The organism is Antrihabitans spumae (assembly GCF_043944905.1).
Taxonomy (GTDB): domain Bacteria; phylum Actinomycetota; class Actinomycetes; order Mycobacteriales; family Mycobacteriaceae; genus Antrihabitans; species Antrihabitans spumae.
Genome location: NZ_JBIMSN010000012.1, coordinates 85,739 through 101,336 on the forward strand (window position 1 = coordinate 85,739; position 15,598 = coordinate 101,336).

A 15,598-nucleotide genomic window follows, 5' to 3' on the forward strand; every position below is an offset into this window, starting at 1 on the left:
TGTCCAGGCGGGCCGCATCGACGGCTTGTGTTCCGGGCTGTCGTTTCAAGGGTTCCGTCTGCCGGGCTGCGGATTTAGGATGATCATTAATCGGTCACCACAATCGAACCGTGCCCCCTTGCGGGTGCGGCAGTTGGATCGTTGGACGCGTACGACGATCGCCTCGATAGCCGATGTCCACAGGTGGTGGCCCAATCCAGTAGATACCCCCTGAAATGTCGAAAGACACCGATTGCCGTCGGTGTCTTTCAGGTCGATCGCCAGGAATCCGCAGTCGCTGACGTCTGTGCAGGAGGAGATCTGCACTCATGAGAATACTCCCGTTTTCCCGTTCCACACCAGCCTTTTCAGCGTGAAAGACGGGTGATGTGGTCGTGTCGGCGTATGCGCGTGGTGGTGACGATCCCGACTCGATCATGTTGCGTATCAGCTCCTTTTGCCCACGAAGCATCGACGATGAAGCATGGCGAGCGATCGGGCCGTGGGTGCGGACAACCACGCTGGCGTCGCAGCCGGTGTTGGCGACACAGGCCACGGCGTCACTGAAAGCGCTGTCGCGATTCGCCGCGTGGGCGGTCGAGCAAGCAATGGTGCTCGAGGCCGAGACGGTGTTGAGTCCGGATGTGTTGGAGCGGTATCGGCTCACCGGGATGCGGCCACTGGTCGCCACCTCACGCTCAGCGGAGATATCCCGGCTGCGGCGAATCGCCCGCACGGTGACGACGTCGGCGCCGTGGCCACCGCCGCTGGACAGCTCCCCTCGCGGACCACTGTCCCCGCCCTACACCGCTGAGGATGTGGCACGGTTCTGGGACGTTGCGCATCGGCAGCGCAGTCTGTTTCGCCGTCATGCGATGACGGCCGTTCTCGCGCTGACTCTCGGTGCCGGCGCCCGGTCGGGAGAGTTGTTCACCGTCGGGGCCGCCGACGTGGTCGAGATCGCGTCGACCACTGCGGTGCGGCTCGGCGTACCGGTGCGGGTGGTGCCGGTGCGTCACGACTGCGTTCGACCGTTGCGGCGGGTGTGCGCGGCAGCAGGCGCTGAGCCGCTGGTGGTGTCACGACGGCACGGCCGTGATCAGGCTGCGGCCTTGGTGGGTTCGTTCGACATGCCGCGAGATGTGCCGCATCTGACGGTGGCGCGATTGCGATCGACATGGTTGGCGTCGGTGCTGACCGATCTCTCGGTGCCCGAGGTGTTCGCCGCGGCCGGAATCGTCAGTGGCAAAGCCTTTTCCGACCTGGTCGCCTACCTCCCCGCATCGGAGATCGGTTCGCCCGGGTGGCGCAGCCTCGTCGGACGAGGGTCGTGATGGCTGCCCGCACCGCGGAGGAGATCCTCGCGCGCTACACCCCGCAGATGCCGGCCGAAAAGTGGTCGCAGATAGGGCCGTTCGTGCGGTCGGTCATCTACGAGGCCTATCCGGCGTCTGAACGGGCGAAGGTATCGGCGGGCCGGATCGGGATAGTAGCCGCGCTGGTGTCGTGGGCGGTCGATCAAGGACTGCCGTTGGATGTGGAGCAGATTTTCGACCCGGCAACGGTGAACCGGTACGCGGTCACCACCCCGGGGTTGGCGCAGGCGTCGCGGGCTACGCGACGGGCGACGTTGAGTACCGTGTCGCGTCGGGTCACCCGCCGGGCTCCGTGGGAGCCGCGCCGCGAGCCGCTCGATGGCCGCAACGGTCCAGTTCCTTACACCGACGCCCAGGCGCGGTGGCTGCTGGAATGTGTTGGCATGCAACGCACCTCGGTGCGGACGCGAGCTCTGGGTACTGCTGTCGTGCTCGGGCTGGGGGCCGGGTTGCGGTCCTCGGAAATGATCCGGGTCCTGGGTAGTGACGTGACGGTTCGTAACCCGCATCTGCTGGTGACGGTAACCGCTGGGGAGCGTTTGCGGACCGTGCCGGTGCTCGACCGGTATTCACCGCTGCTGGCCGAGCTGGCGCGGCGTGCGGGGGGCGAGTCCCTGTTCCGGCCGCAGCCGCTTACCCGGGTCGAGTTCGTGGCACATCTGTTGCACCGCTGTGAGATTCCGGAGCGGTTGCAGCCGGTGACTGTGGCGCGGTTGCGGGCGACGTGGGCTGTTGCGGTGCTGTCCGCGGTGCCGATGCCGACCTTTCTGCGGTTGGCCGGCTACATCGACATCGAACAGATCCGTGGACTTCTTCCCTACGTGGCCGACGCCGGTCACCGCCCGACACGAACCGAATTGGACCTGATCGGCCGGGCGGTCCCACCATGACCGACCCACTGCATCCGTTGCACGTCGTAACCGACGAGGTGAACCGAACCGAGCCGTGGCAATGGCGGCGCGTGCTTGCTGTGCTCGACCACTGCACCGCCCGACCGTTCGCTCGGCGCGTGCTCGAGCAACGCCGCGGCGCACACCGCGTGTTGAACGCCGACGCATTCCTCGCCGCCTATCTCGTCCATGCGATGTTCAAGTCGACGCTGATGCATCAGACGCAGATCACCAACACCGTCCGAGGCTGGACCCCCTCCCAACGCCACGACGTCGGACTCGACCCACACACGCCGATCACCTACAAAATGATCACCGACGCCTTCGAACATGTTCGCCGTGCCTGCGAAAGCGCCGCCTACCCGGACTGGGACGCTGAACGGTTCGCCCAAGCCTTGCTCGATGCGTCCTTGTGGACGCAGCCACCGACTGGCGCTTTCGCTCTCGATTCCACCGATATCCCGACGTGGGGTAGGTTGCGCTTCCGTCGACCGGCAATGGATTCCGATCCCGACGCGCCACCGCCGCAGAACCAGTCGCAGCACCCGCTGCCCGACGCACCGAAGGGTCCGGACGGCCGGTACATCTACACCTGTGACCTCGATGCTCGCGTCGGCTGGCGCAGCGCGTCGCAAGACGAAACCGAATTCTTCTGCGGATACGACGCTCATGTCATCACCGACGTCGCCGTCGAACCCGCGTCCGCTCCCGGACATCTCCAGGTCCCACACGTCGCCCGATCCGCCGTACTCGCCCCTGCAGGCACCCACAAGGGCGACTGCGGTTGGCGGGCAGTCGTCGCGCTCGGCGACACCCCCGCACCGCGGGAGCTGATGGCTGACCGCGCCTACAACTACACCACCGCATCGCATTTCACGATCCCGCTCTGGCGCGCCGGCTACACGACCGTCTTCGATCTGCACGAACAACAACGCGGTCGCCGGCCCGGACCCGTCGCCGGCACCCAGTGGATCGACGGCACCCTGTACACAACCTGCCTTCCGGAAGGTCTTGTCTATATCGCACCGCTGAGCAGTGACCCGACAGTGCGGGACAATATGCGCACAGAAGAGCGCGAGCGGATCGAGCGGTTGCATCAGTTGCGTGCCGCGTACGCGTTCACCCCGCACGGTGTGCGGCAACCCGACGGGCGACACCGCTTCCGCGGCCCGGCTGTGACCCACCCGAAGATTCGCAGCCCCAGGGCGCCGCGGTCGATGCGGGAGGATTTCCGCAAACCGACGGTGTACTGCACCGACGGCAAGACCTGCGGGTGCGCGATCACTGTGACCCTGTACGACACCGACGAACCCAACACCCGCATGCCGTTTCAACACGGCACCATTGCGTGGGCCGACAGCTACCACCGCCGCGTCGGAATCGAATCGGTGTTCAGTGATCTGAAGGCCAATCGTCTGCATCTCACCCGTGGCGGTATTCGCGGATTCGGGCTCACCCGCTACAGCCTCATGCTCGGATTCGCCTTGGCCGCAATGAACCTATTGATCTTGCGGGACTGGCACGCCAAACGTGAACGTCTCGACCCTTGGGGTGCGTTGCTCGGCGAACCGCCACCACCGACTCCTCATCGAGACCGACATCCGGCAACCGGGCGTCGCTCGGCACGCGCGAACAACCGCCGCACCACAGTCCGGCCCGATCGATAACTTCCCCGCCCCGCACCGGAATCAGCTCACGATTCCGGCGGACACGCACGTCCTGACCTTCGTTGGAGGCCTGAACGGCCTGGCCCCAAGCCGAAAATCGGTCCGTTGGGACCCATTGGGGAGGCAGAACTACCTCATTCGGGAGACCGAGCGAGGAGGGGACCGACACAGAAGGCCACGACGAAGTGGCAATCGGGCAAATCAGACTATTCGGACCTGAATAAGTAAACCCGACAACCTCATACAGGGAAACTAGCCACCATGTGCCGGACACTGGACAAGATGTTCAACATGCCACTCGGGCCTGGACCGGACGGAACATTCGACGATGCCGAACTGCCGATGCACTCGCGTATCGCCATTCGAACCAGCTTCGACGATCCCGCCGCGACGATCGTGTGCGAATCGCGCGCGTCCGGACTGCGCTGCACCAACAGCGCCGGTCACGGCTTTTTCGCGGGTTCGGACGAACTCGACGTGTACTGAGATTTTCTATGTTCTACAGCGTCAACCAGTAGATCGTCGAACATTGAACACCTCGTGTGCATGCCGTATTCGACGTTTTCGAGTACAGTATTTGTCACATTTGGCGATATTAGTACGATATTTGTGTAACCTCGCTCATATGCCCAGCGGTAACAGTGTTGCCTATTTGTCGACCTTGAAGGGAGGTGACTCGTCATGGATGTCTTGACGAAAGCGTGTGATGACACGGCTCGTATGCCGACCCATAAAGTTGCCGAGTACCTGCTGGAGCGACTGGGGCGAACCTTGACGGCCTACATCGCGAACTCGCGAAGCCGAGCGATGCCTGCGCGGTGGGCGGCGCCTCCGGGCTCGGCAACACATGCGACACCGTCCGACGAGCGGGTCACTCGGTTGAAGGCAGCGCATTCAGTTTTCGTATCGATCGAGGACGCCGAGAACGACCAGGTTGCCCGGTCGTGGATGATCGCTGCGAATCCGCGGCTCGATGGACACACGCCAGCAGAGTTCATTCGCGATTCCAAAATCCCCGCTGTCTATCGCGCTGCGGCCGCATTCGTCTCGGGTGAGTATTACGCCTGAGCACGTGTGAGTGCACAGCGCTGTCGGGCCTGCTCCTTATACTGATCGTTCGGTATAAGGGGGAGGCCCGAGGTGACTGCTCAGACCTATGGCGTCGATGCCGTGTGCGCCACCACAGGTCTGAATTTGGTACCCAGTAGCGGGCGTCGAATGTTCCGCGTCGCACAAACTCAGTTCGGTCCACTTCAACCCCCGCCCCGCGTCAAGACCGCGAATCCTGTCACGTGGTCGCGTTGGGATACTCCAGGACGCACCATCTACGGCAGCTCGACGGCGGAGGGTGCATTTGTCGAAGTACTCGAATACATCACCCCGGATCCGCCTGCCGTTGCGATGAGTGATCTGTTCGACGACGTCGAAGACTCCGACGATTTGACCTTCGACTCGCAGATTCAGCGTGAGCTGCCATTGTGCGGCGCGATGGCACCGCGTTCGATCTCGAAGGGATGGCGGGAGGCTCGAAACCTGTACGAGCTGGTGTTGCCTGGGAACGGCTGGTTTGTCGACGTAACCGGGGCCGGCAGCATCTCGGCCGTCGAGGAGCAATTGCAGATGTTGTTGACCACATGCGGGGTGGATCGGTTGACGTTGAGCGAGTTGACGAGCTCGTCGGAGGACATGAAGCAGCTGACAACTGGAATCGCCACGTGGCTACGCGAGTCTGTGGTGCTCAGCGACGGGTCCCGCCCTCATGGTGTTGTGTACCCGTCGAAATGGGGTACTACGGTCCAGAATTGGGCAATGTGGCTGCGCCGGGCGGATGACGGCACCGGTGGTGATGCGGTTTGGATCCACGAGGCGTCGGACATAGGTCGCCACACGCAGCCATTCGTCGAGGTTGCGACCAACCGTCGAATGCGGACTTACTGAAGTTCACGTCGCGCCGAACGCTTTTATCTGTAGGGGAAGCACGGTGCGAATCTCTCTGAGTCATGTGCTGTCATTACTGGATAGCCCTTGTGGAAGACAGTGATATCTGTAACTGTGTCACGCACTAGCGGGTGCCGTCCGATCAAGCTGCAGCCGCAGGGCGTCGAGGTCGCGCTGGGCTTGGTCGAGGATTTCTGTCGCCGCCTCGCGGCAGTATCTGATTTTGTCGTCGCCTTCGACGATGACCAGGTGGGTGTCGCCCTTGAGGATGTGGTGAGCCTTCTTCCCTCTCTGGTGGGCTGAGCATTTTCGTTGATGGTTGGTGCGCGGGGTTTCGATGCTGATGTGGCGCAGAACCGCTTTGGTGGGCATGTCGATCTCCTGTCGAACCGGGGACTCGGATAATCCGCGTCACTTCTTCTTGCTGAGTTGATCTCTCAACGCGTCGCGGACGGAGTCGCCGATCTCGTCGAGGCGCTCGAAGATGGTGGTCATTTGTTCGAGTGACCACTGTCCACGGCTCGCCTTCGCTTCGCCGGCCACGTGGTTGATCGCGGTGTTGATGCGGCGTATCACGATCGCCGAGTTGTATTGGCGCTGGCCGGGAGTCACGGCCATGAGCTGATGCCCGCGATGCGGCAGCTTCAGTTCCGTCAGGACACGATTGGCGACGGATTTCGCACGCTCGTTGACCCGTGTCTTGGTCGATTGGCGTTGCCGCTGCGGGGAAACCGGTATCGAAGCCGGAACTGGTGCCGCTACCTGCTTGGCGAGTAGCCGCTCGCGTAACTGCTCGCGTCCGACGAGATCGCCAACGGTGATCGCGGGCGCGATCTCGCGGGAGAGCAACTCGTCGAGCACCCGGTCGTCCGTCGGGTCGAGGTATGTGTGTTCGACAAAACTGGTGAGTATTTCGTTGTCGACGAGCATGCCCTCGTCGAATCGGCGGGGGCGTGGCTCGCTTTCTCTGCCCTTGGGGTCGTCGTCGGTGTTCCCGTCGACCCAGGTGCGGATCAAGGCTTGGTCGTCGAGATCGAGTTCCCGGAATTCTGTCCAGCGAGCGTCGTTGTTGAGTCCGACGTGAGACACGATGTGTCCCTGGTTGTCGGGGTGATCCGGAGCGGACTCCTGGACGACACGCATGACTCTGCCGACGAACTGGACGTAGGGCGCAAGACTTCGGAACGGTCTGAAGATCGCCGCGACACTCAGGCGGGGATGGTCGAAGCCCTCGCCGAGCATCTGGACCTGAACTATGCAGTCGAGCTGGCCCTGCCTCAGCCTCTCGATGACGGCGTCCTGGTCGTCGTCTGCCATGTCGGAGTGGATTTCAGCGGCTCGGTAACCGCATTCGGTGTAGATGCTGGCGACTTGTCGCGCGTGGTCGACCGAGCATGCCGCGGCGATGATCTGGTGCTGGATGCCTGTCTCTGCCCGCATGCGGTCGCACTGCTGGATGCTGGCTTCGACGATGTGGCGGTTGCACTCTGGGCTCAGGGCGACACCGCGGCGAAACCACGCCTGTTCCCGAAGCTCGAGGACTTCATCGAGAGTATGGCGGCGGATATCGTCGCGGTAGGTGAAGTAGAGCTCCGAAGGAGCAACGTTGCGGGAGTGGATCTGCTTGATGTAGCCGTTGATCATCGCTCGGGTGAACGGGTAGCGGTAGACGATCTCGCCGTGAAGTTGCTGCTGGTCGGACCGAAACGGTGTTGCTGTCAGGCTGACGACCTTTGCGTTGGGAAATCGGCGGAACACCTTCTGCCAGCTTTCGGCGGCGGCATGATGCCCCTCGTCGACGAGGATCATGTCGAAGAAGTCTTCCGGGAATTGGGGCAGCCAACGGTCGGCCTGACTGGCTAGCTGCTGAATGTTGCAGACCACGAAGTCGCTCTCGATCGCGTCGTGGATGTTCGCGTTGACTCCGTCGAGCAACGCCATCCAGGGGCCGGCGGTGAAGTCAGAGATCACCCGGCATTTCGTCCAGAAGCATTGTGGGCTGGTGATATCGACGGCGTCGGCGACGCCTTTGCGAATCGTGAGGTTCGGAGTGATCACCAATACCCTGCCCTTCGCGATTCCGAAGGGCAGCGTGGCCATGATGCCGGTCTTCCCGCAACCGACGGGGATCTGCACGATCGCCGGACCAGCGTCGGCAGCGAAGTGCTCGCGCACTGCGCGATGTGCAGCGCGTTGCGGGTCGCGCAGCGCAGCATTGGCCTCGATGTCCGCGTTGGCGGTCGCGAACACGCTGGTGTTCCCGTCCGCAGCGGCAGCCTCCTCGGCGCGTCGGTAGACCAGTCGGAACGGCTCCAGGTCGGCGCGCCGATAGAAGCGATAGTCGCTGCCGGGCCGTCGCACGGCCTTCAAGGTGCCGTCCCTGTCCCACCGGCGGAGGGTCTGCGCGGATATCCCCAAGTAGGTCGCCGCCTCCGACACACGCATAAATTCTTCATCAACCATGCTGTTACTATACAACCTTAGTCAACTCTTCCATATCTGTACACCGATTTGCGAGGCGTCCGTCCTCGCCGGTGTCGTTCCCGACGGCATCATCGCGACCCGGCTACGTGCAAGCCTGCGCGGAAGTGTTGGGCCGCAAGAAGTCCGGACGGTTCGTCGTCTTCGAGGTCGAACCCCGACTACCGGCCGCCGGCGCGCGAACGGCGAGATGTGTTCGTTGTCGTACTTCGAGCAGGACCGCGACGTTCTCCCGATCAGCAGAGACCACCTGACAGGCGCATCGGGCGACTAGCTCGGCGAGGCGACGATCCGGGACGGGCTGCTGGGGATGATCACCGTGCGCTACACCCAATCCATCTCGGTCGCATATGCTCGCGACGGCGTGACCGTCGGGATCTGCGCCGGTCAACAGTCCGCGCGACTGCACTGCCCTTGCCGGCGACAAGGCCGGATCTGGTGGCTACGAAAACATCCCGCATTTCGGGGCACTCCCGACACCGCAGGGCGAACAGCGACCGGACCGGCTGAACCGCCAGTTCCGCGCAGCCGCGAACGCCCGCTCGGCCGACGACCCCGAGTCGACGATCACCGAGCATCTCAGCGATCGGGAACGCCGCGATTGGGGCATCAACCTCACCGGTATGACCCTCGTATCCGACGGGTTCCTGTCCTTCCGTGACAACGTCGACGTCGCCGCCCGCCGCGAACACGCGATCACCCTCGTAAACACCGGACTCCGCCTGTTCCATCACTGACAGGTTCGTTACATGTACATAACGCTCCCGACCAGCACAGATAGTCATTCGGCGCTGCTGTCCTTACTGATAAGCAGTTCAGGTAGGAGCCGCCGAAGAACTAGTTGTCCCGGTCGAGCTCGTGTTCGTGGGCGGGGTCGAGCTCCGGTGGCGTTACGTCCGTTGAGCGGTGAACTTGATCCCGTCCTTCGCGTTCACGTAGACGGTCTTCGATTAGACATTCGGTCGCCGTTTGTGCTTCGCGGCGGGCTTGTTCGGCCAGAAGCGCGTCGAGTCTGGTTGCTGCTGTGCGGCGTTCGGCGCTGATCTTCTCGCGCATCTGTTCACGCTCGTCTTCTGCTGCTGGACTCGCATCTCGCTCGGCGGCTTGGACCTCTGAGTTCTGGACTTGGGCCTCGATCCGGGTCCAGTCCGACGGGTGTGCACCGGCGTCGGCGGCCCGGTTAGACGCTGCAACGGTTGCAGCCTGCGCTTGGTCGTGTTGGTACTGGCGCTGTTCGCGGACTCGGTCTGCAGCCGCGAGTTCGGCAGTGAGTTTGGAGCGTGCGCCGACTCGAATCGAAGGGGTTTCCTCTAGTCGATGACGCAGCTCTGCAGAACGGGCATACGCCTCGCGGAGTGCGGTTTCGGCTGTAGCTTCCACGCTGGCAGCGGTGCGAGCGGCTGTGATTGCGGCGACATGACGGTTCAAGTTGTCTGCGGTGGTCTCGGACGTCTCAACCACGCTCTCGGACCATTTCCAGCCGATCAGGTCGTAGTCGTCGCAGGACAGCCGGCACCGAAGCCCGTGGACGTTGGCGGCGAGTTCGGTGTCGGTCAGCATCCGTAACGGATCCGACGCAGCCTCGGCGGCAAACGCTGCGGCGTAGTCACGGCGCTCGTGCCGCACGGCGAGGGCACGGAACGTGGCATCGGATGCACGGCGGGTGCCGGCGGCCGCGAGTTCACGGGCACCGGCCATTTCGGCGCGGTCCAACTGAGCCGCAATACGCTCGGCGACGATTCGGGCCTGGTGCACGTTGTCGAGGTCGAGTTCTTGAGCGAGTAGGCGTGCTTGCTCGACGTCGTCGCGGGTGGCAACCCCGCGTCCGCCGGCGAACGCTTCGAGTGCGACTTGGGCGGCATCGGCGTCGGTACGGGCCGAATCTGCGGTCGAGCGGTAGTACTGGGCTTCCATTTCTTGCAGGCTCGCGTCGAGTTCGATCGAGGCTGCGGTGGTGTCGTCGCCGGCAGCGCGTGCGGTCGTGGCGTCGCGGCGCAGTGTGGCGACGGCGTCTTCGGCGGCGGACGCGGCGAGGTCGGCTTCGACCCACCGTTCGTGCGCGTCGAGCGCCTCGATCCGGTAAGGCCGTTGCTCGTCGGCGCGGTAGGCGAGGTCGAGAATCATCGGTTCATTCGCAACGACGTGCTCACTGGTTCCGGTTTGAAATGCCGACCGCAGTCGGGCCACGAGGTATTCGGCGGCGGCAAGATCGGCACCGAGCTGGCTGATCCGGTCGCCGATAGGCAGGTCGGGGTAGGGGAGTTCGACGTCGGGGAACGGTGCCCATTCCGCGATGTCGACTCCGAGGTCGTCAGCCAAGCTCGATAGTGCTTGGCCGCTGTCCATCTCGACGACGTCGTCGAATGGATCGAGGTCATCGACTGGTGGTTCGAGGACGAGTAGTGAGTCGAGGTAAACGTCATCGCCGATGACAACCCCCACCGGGAGGGCCTCGCCGTCGAGCAGCTTGACGCCGAACTCGGCATCCGCTGGATCCGGGGGAGCGGACTCGACATCGACGGGCTCGACCGGTAGCGGCATGTTGCCGAATCGAGGTGCGGTCAGCAGCGTTTCGATTCGCCACGTCACGGCGGTGGCGACCTGATCGGGACGGATCGGGTCGTCGTCTTGGGCGGCGAGGATCGCCTCATGAGCAATGGCGAGCAACTGGGCGGGGGTCCACTCGGCGGGGTCGGCGGAGTCGACGACGGCGACGAGTCGAGCGAACGCCGGATCGGCGATGATCCGGTCGGAGTACTCCGGCACCACCGTGTGCAGCACCGGCAGCCAGTCGGGGTGCCGGGCTGCGAGGTCGCCGGATTCGATGTCGGCGACAACCTCGGGTTGCAGGGTGCGCGACATCCGCCACCACAGGGCGGCAGCCGCGAGTTCGTCGGGCAGGGGCCGCTCGTCGACGCAGGTGCCGACGAGGGCGTGCACGTCGATTCCGGCATGTTTGGCGAGGCTGAGTTTGTCGGCGAGTACCGGCCAGAACGGATCGAGCCGGATCCGCGGATCGAGCTTGTCGACCAGTGGTGCCCACAGCGCGGCGGCACTGTTGGGGTCGCCGATCGCTCGGGTGGCGCGACCGTCGAGGCGACGTTGATAGCGCGATTCGACGACGGCGTAGCGGTCCGGCCCGGTCGGTCGTCGGTCGGTGTCGTCGACGTGCATCGCCGCTCGCCATACAGCGAGATCGCTCAACAGGGCGGGGTGCTCGCCCACGATCGGGCGTGCCCACAGCGGCGCGTCCGACAGCGACCAGTCACCGGCTGCGGTGCGGACCTGCTCGGCGAGAGTGGTGACGAGTTCGCTGCGCGCCGACAGATACGCGCCCCACGTCGGTGACTGTTGCAGTGCTGTTGGGATCCCGCGTTGCCAGGGCAATGGTCCGGTCCCGCTGGAGTGCGCGCCGGTTTCGTCGAGTCGCCAATCCAGGACGGCGGCAACGTCGGCGGCGGTGTCGAGCGCGCCGTAGATGCGGTTTAGTTTCGGTGAATGCGCCGCAGTGTGTAGGTCGGCGACGGCGTCTCGGCCGTCGACGGCGAGGGTGGCGAGGTGTTTGCGCAGTGTCGGCCAGGCGGCGGAGTCGGTGAGCCCGGGCCACGTGGTTTCGGCGCCGGCGTCGATAACCGCCAGGGCATCGGCACCGATGACGGCTTCGGCGGCGGAGCCGACGGCATCGGTGTACGCCGCGGCGGCGTGAGCGAGTCGACCACGTGGGTCGTCGAGCTCCCGCTGGGCAGTGGTCGCCGACACCTGTGCACTGGATCGAGCGAGAATTCCGGTCAGCGCATCGACGGCGGTGAGTGGGTTGAGCACTTCCGGATGCAGCGCTTTGTGGACGTCACCATCAGTCGCCGTGGAGACGTAGACGTCGTTGCGGCGCTTTCCTCGGGTCAGCGGGACGTAGAGATCTTCGCGGCTGCTGCGGCCGTCTTCCAACGTGTGCGAGGTGTCGGCAGTGATGCCTTGTGCGGAGCTGGCGGTGGAGGCGTAGCCGAGTTCGACGTGCTCACGCACGTAGCTCGCGGGCAGACGAACACGGCGGCGGCTGCGCAGATGGGTGACGTCGAGGGATCCGTCGTCGTGGACGTGGTTGATCGTCCAGCGGTAGCCGTTGCGGACGAAGTCGGTGCGCGAGATGGGCAGTCGACGATCGTTGTTGCGGGTCAACACGACGTCTCCGACGGAGGCAGGTAGTCCGTCGGACAGTGCGACCATCGCACCGACCCGACTATCGGGCACGGCGGCGATGCGGTCGGTGCGCGCACGCAGGTTCAGGTCGGCGACGAGTTCGCGGGTGGGTGCCACCATCACCGAGTCCAGGCCGGCGGCGCGGTCTCGTGACCAGGCTGTGTAGAGCGTGTTCTTGGCCGTTTCGAGGTCACCGACGTGAACGCGCTGGTTGTCGATGTAGAAAGCGATCGCAGCCGGATCGCCCTCGCGCAGGGCGAGGCTGGCGTTGCCTTCGGCGGGATCGGTGAACCGCATGACTTGGGTAAGCGTGACCGCGCCGGCCGATTCGGCTATGTCGCGGATGACGCCGCCGGCGGCGATCGAGGACTTCTGTTTGTCGTCGCCGATCATGCGGACACTGCCGCCGCGCCACACGACGAATCGCACCGCGGCGTCGAGGTTTTCGGTGCCGGCCATGGCGGCTTCGTCGATGATCACGAGTGTGTTGGCGTCGATCTCCCGCATCCAGTGCGGGATCTGCACGGGCTTGCCGGTGCGTCCGGCCTTCTCCATCTGGGCGAGGACGTGGGTCATTTTGTCGATGGTGTCGGTGGTGGTGTCGATTTCTTCGCGCAGTACTCCGGCGGCGGCGCCGGTCGGTGCGAGGCCGATGATGGTGCCGCCTTCGCTTTGCCAGGCCCGGGCGAGGACTTTCATGGCGGTGGTTTTGCCGGTGCCTGCGGGGGCGATCGCCACTTGCAGTCGTGCACCGGAGGTCGCCATGCGCCGGACCAGCTCTGCCTGGCCGGCGTTGAGGGAGCGGCCGTTGTTGTTGGCGGCGTATTCGAGCAAGGCGACGGCGACGGTGGAGTCGGGGATCTGGTGACCGCCGGTCTGGTGTGCGGCGGCGATGAGGCGTTCTTCGGCGGCGATGACTGCAGCGGATGTGTAGACCTGACTGCGCGCGGTCGCGTAGACGCTGGTGCCGTCCGTACGTCGCAGTGCTGCCGGCTCGTCGAACTGATCGGGCGGTCGGCGGGGGATTGAGCGGCGGACGCTCAGCGCTTCTCGCACCAGTTGGTCCACCAGTCTTGTGCCCTGTTCGGGGTCTGCACTGGCTGATCGAACGATTCGCTCCGCTTCGGCCCGGACGTGCGCCTCCTGCCACGTGGCGCGGCTGGTCGCCACTCGCGAGATGAGCGCCTGCGCCGAGGTGGATATCCATCGATCGTCGAGATCGGCGCTGGGGCCGCGATTGGGGTGGCGCGCACGATGCACCATTTCGGATAATGCATGTGCGCCACCGAAAGCGGCGATGGCTTCGTTGCGCCACGTGGCGCGCTGCTCCGCTTCGGTCCGCGGCTCGTGCTTGGCTTGGCGGGTCTCCAAGGTGGCGCGTTCGGCGAGAGCAAACATTTCGTGCGGTGTCGGCTCACGCCCGTGGTCGGCTTGGAAGCCCTTCGCGAGCACGCCAGTGCGCTCGGTGATCGCGGCGCTTCGAACCGACCAGCGCTCGATGAGGCGAGTATCAACACCGACAATTTCTCGAATGGGGCGCTTTTCATTCTCAATCGACGGACGTTCCGCAAAGTGCAACCCGAGTCGCTTTCGAAGGTGTGCTTCGAGGCGAGTGTTGTAGTGCTCGGACGCGCACACTGCCCATCTGTAGAGCATTCGTCCATCCAGCGCCAGCCACCGCCAGCTACCGTCCGCGGTCCGGGCGCGGACTTTGTTGCTGATCACCACATGGGTGTGTAAATCAGGGTCACCCGCTCGTGAATCGCGGTGCGTAAATGCAGTGGCTATCAAACCATCCGTCTCGACCTGCTGCACTCCGTCGGTGCCCAGGCGGGTGTATCCAGCGACCTTTTCCAGAAAACTCAGATAGTCGGCGACAGCGGCGTCGTGACACTCCTCTATTTCTTTCGCAATCGATCGCGGCGCAACCGCCCACAACGCGGATACCGACTTGACCGGTGAGCAGCAACCGTCGAATCCGGCGACCGCTGTCGTCCGGTTCCGTGAGCTTCGAGCAGTCCATCCAGACAACTCGCGCTCGTCCAAAGGGGCGCGATCAAATTCGGCAGTGAACATCTCTGTCGCGACGTCGGTACGGATCCGTGCGCGGTCCTGGTCTGGAATCGGCGCGAGGCCTTTCTCGCCGCGGGAGACATTGAAGTCGACGAAGCGCTCCGCAACGGTCTGTCGAAATTTGCTGGCACCGTTGTAGATCCGATAGCGAGCGCCGATCCGAGTGGATGCGTCCGCCGCGCGTGTGGCGGCCTTTTTAGTCGCACCTTTGGTGATTTGGTCGGCGAGTGTCTGTCGCCGGATCTTGTCTGCATCGGGATGGAGGCCTTCACCGTAGAGTGCCTTCATCTGTGCTTCGGTGACTGGATCGCCGCTGTCGATTGTGTCGAACGCAGCGAGGCCCTTGCCGAGCCACCTACCCGGCGATTCGCCTCTCGCGGAGTAGTAGTCGGACAGCGAGGTTCGGCCCTTCTCGGTGCTGTCCATCGCGGCCACGGACTTCACGTAATACGTGTAGCCATCGCCAGCAGTGAGTTTGTGAAGTGTCGCTGTCACATTCTCAGAATAGCGGACGTTATCTTTTCGTTATCCATAATGCAAGAGGTGTGAAGGCGAATTATGGGTCTGATGGTTATTGGTGGGGTCGCGTCGCAGCTGGTTCGGTTAGAACGGCGCAGGGTTGGGGCCGGGACTTTAGCGACAAGGACTTGTTTGTCCGAAAGGACTGACTGATTTGAGTTTCGATAGGTGTCGTCCGCGCGCTGTCGGTTGCCTGCAAAATCCATATTGGTCCAATTAGAACAGTAGTTCCGGTTGGTCCAGTTTTATAATTGTGAGCTGGAATGGAGTGTGATGTTCGATGAAATCGGGCTGGTGCCGTCTGAGGGATAACATGCGCGTGCACAGCAGGTGCCAATGGGCGCGAGTTGAGCTCTGCGATGCGGCGATTCAATCTTTGCGGAACAAGAGCCGGGTGGACCCAGCCGAGCAGTTAGCCCAGATCTTTCTCCGGGCTGACGTGCCGGCTTGATCTGTTTCGGATTGGGTTTTCGATCTT

General features: G+C 63.7%; 9 protein-coding genes. 6 read left to right on the forward strand and 3 right to left on the reverse strand.

Going from position 1 to position 15,598, the window contains the following annotated elements; translation table 11 throughout:
* Positions 1-374 precede the first annotated feature (374 nt).
* The 6 genes from ACHIRB_RS03205 to ACHIRB_RS03230 all read left to right on the forward strand — a co-directional run bounded on the left by ACHIRB_RS03205 (position 375) and on the right by ACHIRB_RS03230 (position 5,850).
* Positions 375-1,313 (forward strand): hypothetical protein, encoded by a 939-nt coding sequence (locus tag ACHIRB_RS03205; RefSeq protein WP_395126222.1) that lies wholly within the window; start codon positions 375-377, stop codon positions 1,311-1,313.
* The gene (locus ACHIRB_RS03210) at positions 1,313-2,245 is read left to right on the forward strand and encodes a hypothetical protein (RefSeq protein WP_395126221.1); all 933 of its coding nucleotides are present in this window, start codon (positions 1,313-1,315) and stop codon (positions 2,243-2,245) included. The genes ACHIRB_RS03205 and ACHIRB_RS03210 overlap by 1 nt, the downstream gene beginning before the upstream one ends.
* Complete coding sequence (locus ACHIRB_RS03215) at positions 2,242-3,912, forward strand: hypothetical protein (RefSeq protein WP_395126220.1); 1,671 nt, start codon at positions 2,242-2,244, stop codon at positions 3,910-3,912. The genes ACHIRB_RS03210 and ACHIRB_RS03215 overlap by 4 nt, the downstream gene beginning before the upstream one ends.
* Positions 3,913-4,173: 261 nt before the next feature.
* Positions 4,174-4,398 carry a hypothetical protein gene (locus ACHIRB_RS03220; protein WP_395126219.1) on the forward strand — a complete coding sequence of 75 codons (225 nt, stop codon included), beginning with the start codon at positions 4,174-4,176 and terminating at the stop codon, positions 4,396-4,398.
* A gap of 195 nt (positions 4,399-4,593) precedes the next feature.
* Positions 4,594-4,980, forward strand: a complete 387-nt coding sequence (locus ACHIRB_RS03225) for a hypothetical protein (protein ID WP_395126218.1) — start codon at positions 4,594-4,596, stop codon at positions 4,978-4,980.
* 72 nt (positions 4,981-5,052) lie between these two features.
* Positions 5,053-5,850, forward strand: coding sequence for an RES domain-containing protein (locus tag ACHIRB_RS03230; protein ID WP_395126217.1), 798 nt, complete (start codon positions 5,053-5,055; stop codon positions 5,848-5,850).
* Between the two features lie 117 nt (positions 5,851-5,967).
* Here ACHIRB_RS03230 and ACHIRB_RS03235 read toward each other — a convergent pair whose 3' ends face one another.
* The 3 genes from ACHIRB_RS03235 to mobF all read right to left on the reverse strand — a co-directional run bounded on the left by ACHIRB_RS03235 (position 5,968) and on the right by mobF (position 15,096).
* Positions 5,968-6,222: a hypothetical protein gene (locus ACHIRB_RS03235; RefSeq protein ID WP_395126216.1), complete on the reverse strand. Its 255-nt coding sequence runs from the start codon at positions 6,220-6,222 to the stop codon at positions 5,968-5,970.
* 39 nt (positions 6,223-6,261) lie between these two features.
* A complete protein-coding gene (locus ACHIRB_RS03240; RefSeq protein WP_395126215.1) occupies positions 6,262-8,313 on the reverse strand; it encodes a DEAD/DEAH box helicase in 2,052 nt (683 codons plus the stop codon).
* A gap of 855 nt (positions 8,314-9,168) precedes the next feature.
* The gene (gene mobF, locus ACHIRB_RS03245; protein ID WP_395126214.1) at positions 9,169-15,096 is read right to left on the reverse strand and encodes a MobF family relaxase; all 5,928 of its coding nucleotides are present in this window, start codon (positions 15,094-15,096) and stop codon (positions 9,169-9,171) included.
* Positions 15,097-15,598: the final 502 nt, after the last annotated feature.

Bases quoted from the DNA above. Each gene is read 5' to 3' on its own strand.
- ACHIRB_RS03235 (WP_395126216.1), bottom strand. From the start codon at position 6,222: ATGCCCACCAAAGCGGTTCTGCGCCACATCAGCATCGAAACCCCGCGC.
- ACHIRB_RS03225 (WP_395126218.1), top strand. From the start codon at position 4,594: ATGGATGTCTTGACGAAAGCGTGTGATGACACGGCTCGTATGCCGACC.
- ACHIRB_RS03240 (WP_395126215.1), bottom strand. From the start codon at position 8,313: ATGGTTGATGAAGAATTTATGCGTGTGTCGGAGGCGGCGACCTACTTG.
- ACHIRB_RS03220 (WP_395126219.1), top strand. From the start codon at position 4,174: ATGTGCCGGACACTGGACAAGATGTTCAACATGCCACTCGGGCCTGGA.
- ACHIRB_RS03210 (WP_395126221.1), top strand. From the start codon at position 1,313: ATGGCTGCCCGCACCGCGGAGGAGATCCTCGCGCGCTACACCCCGCAG.
- ACHIRB_RS03215 (WP_395126220.1), top strand. From the start codon at position 2,242: ATGACCGACCCACTGCATCCGTTGCACGTCGTAACCGACGAGGTGAAC.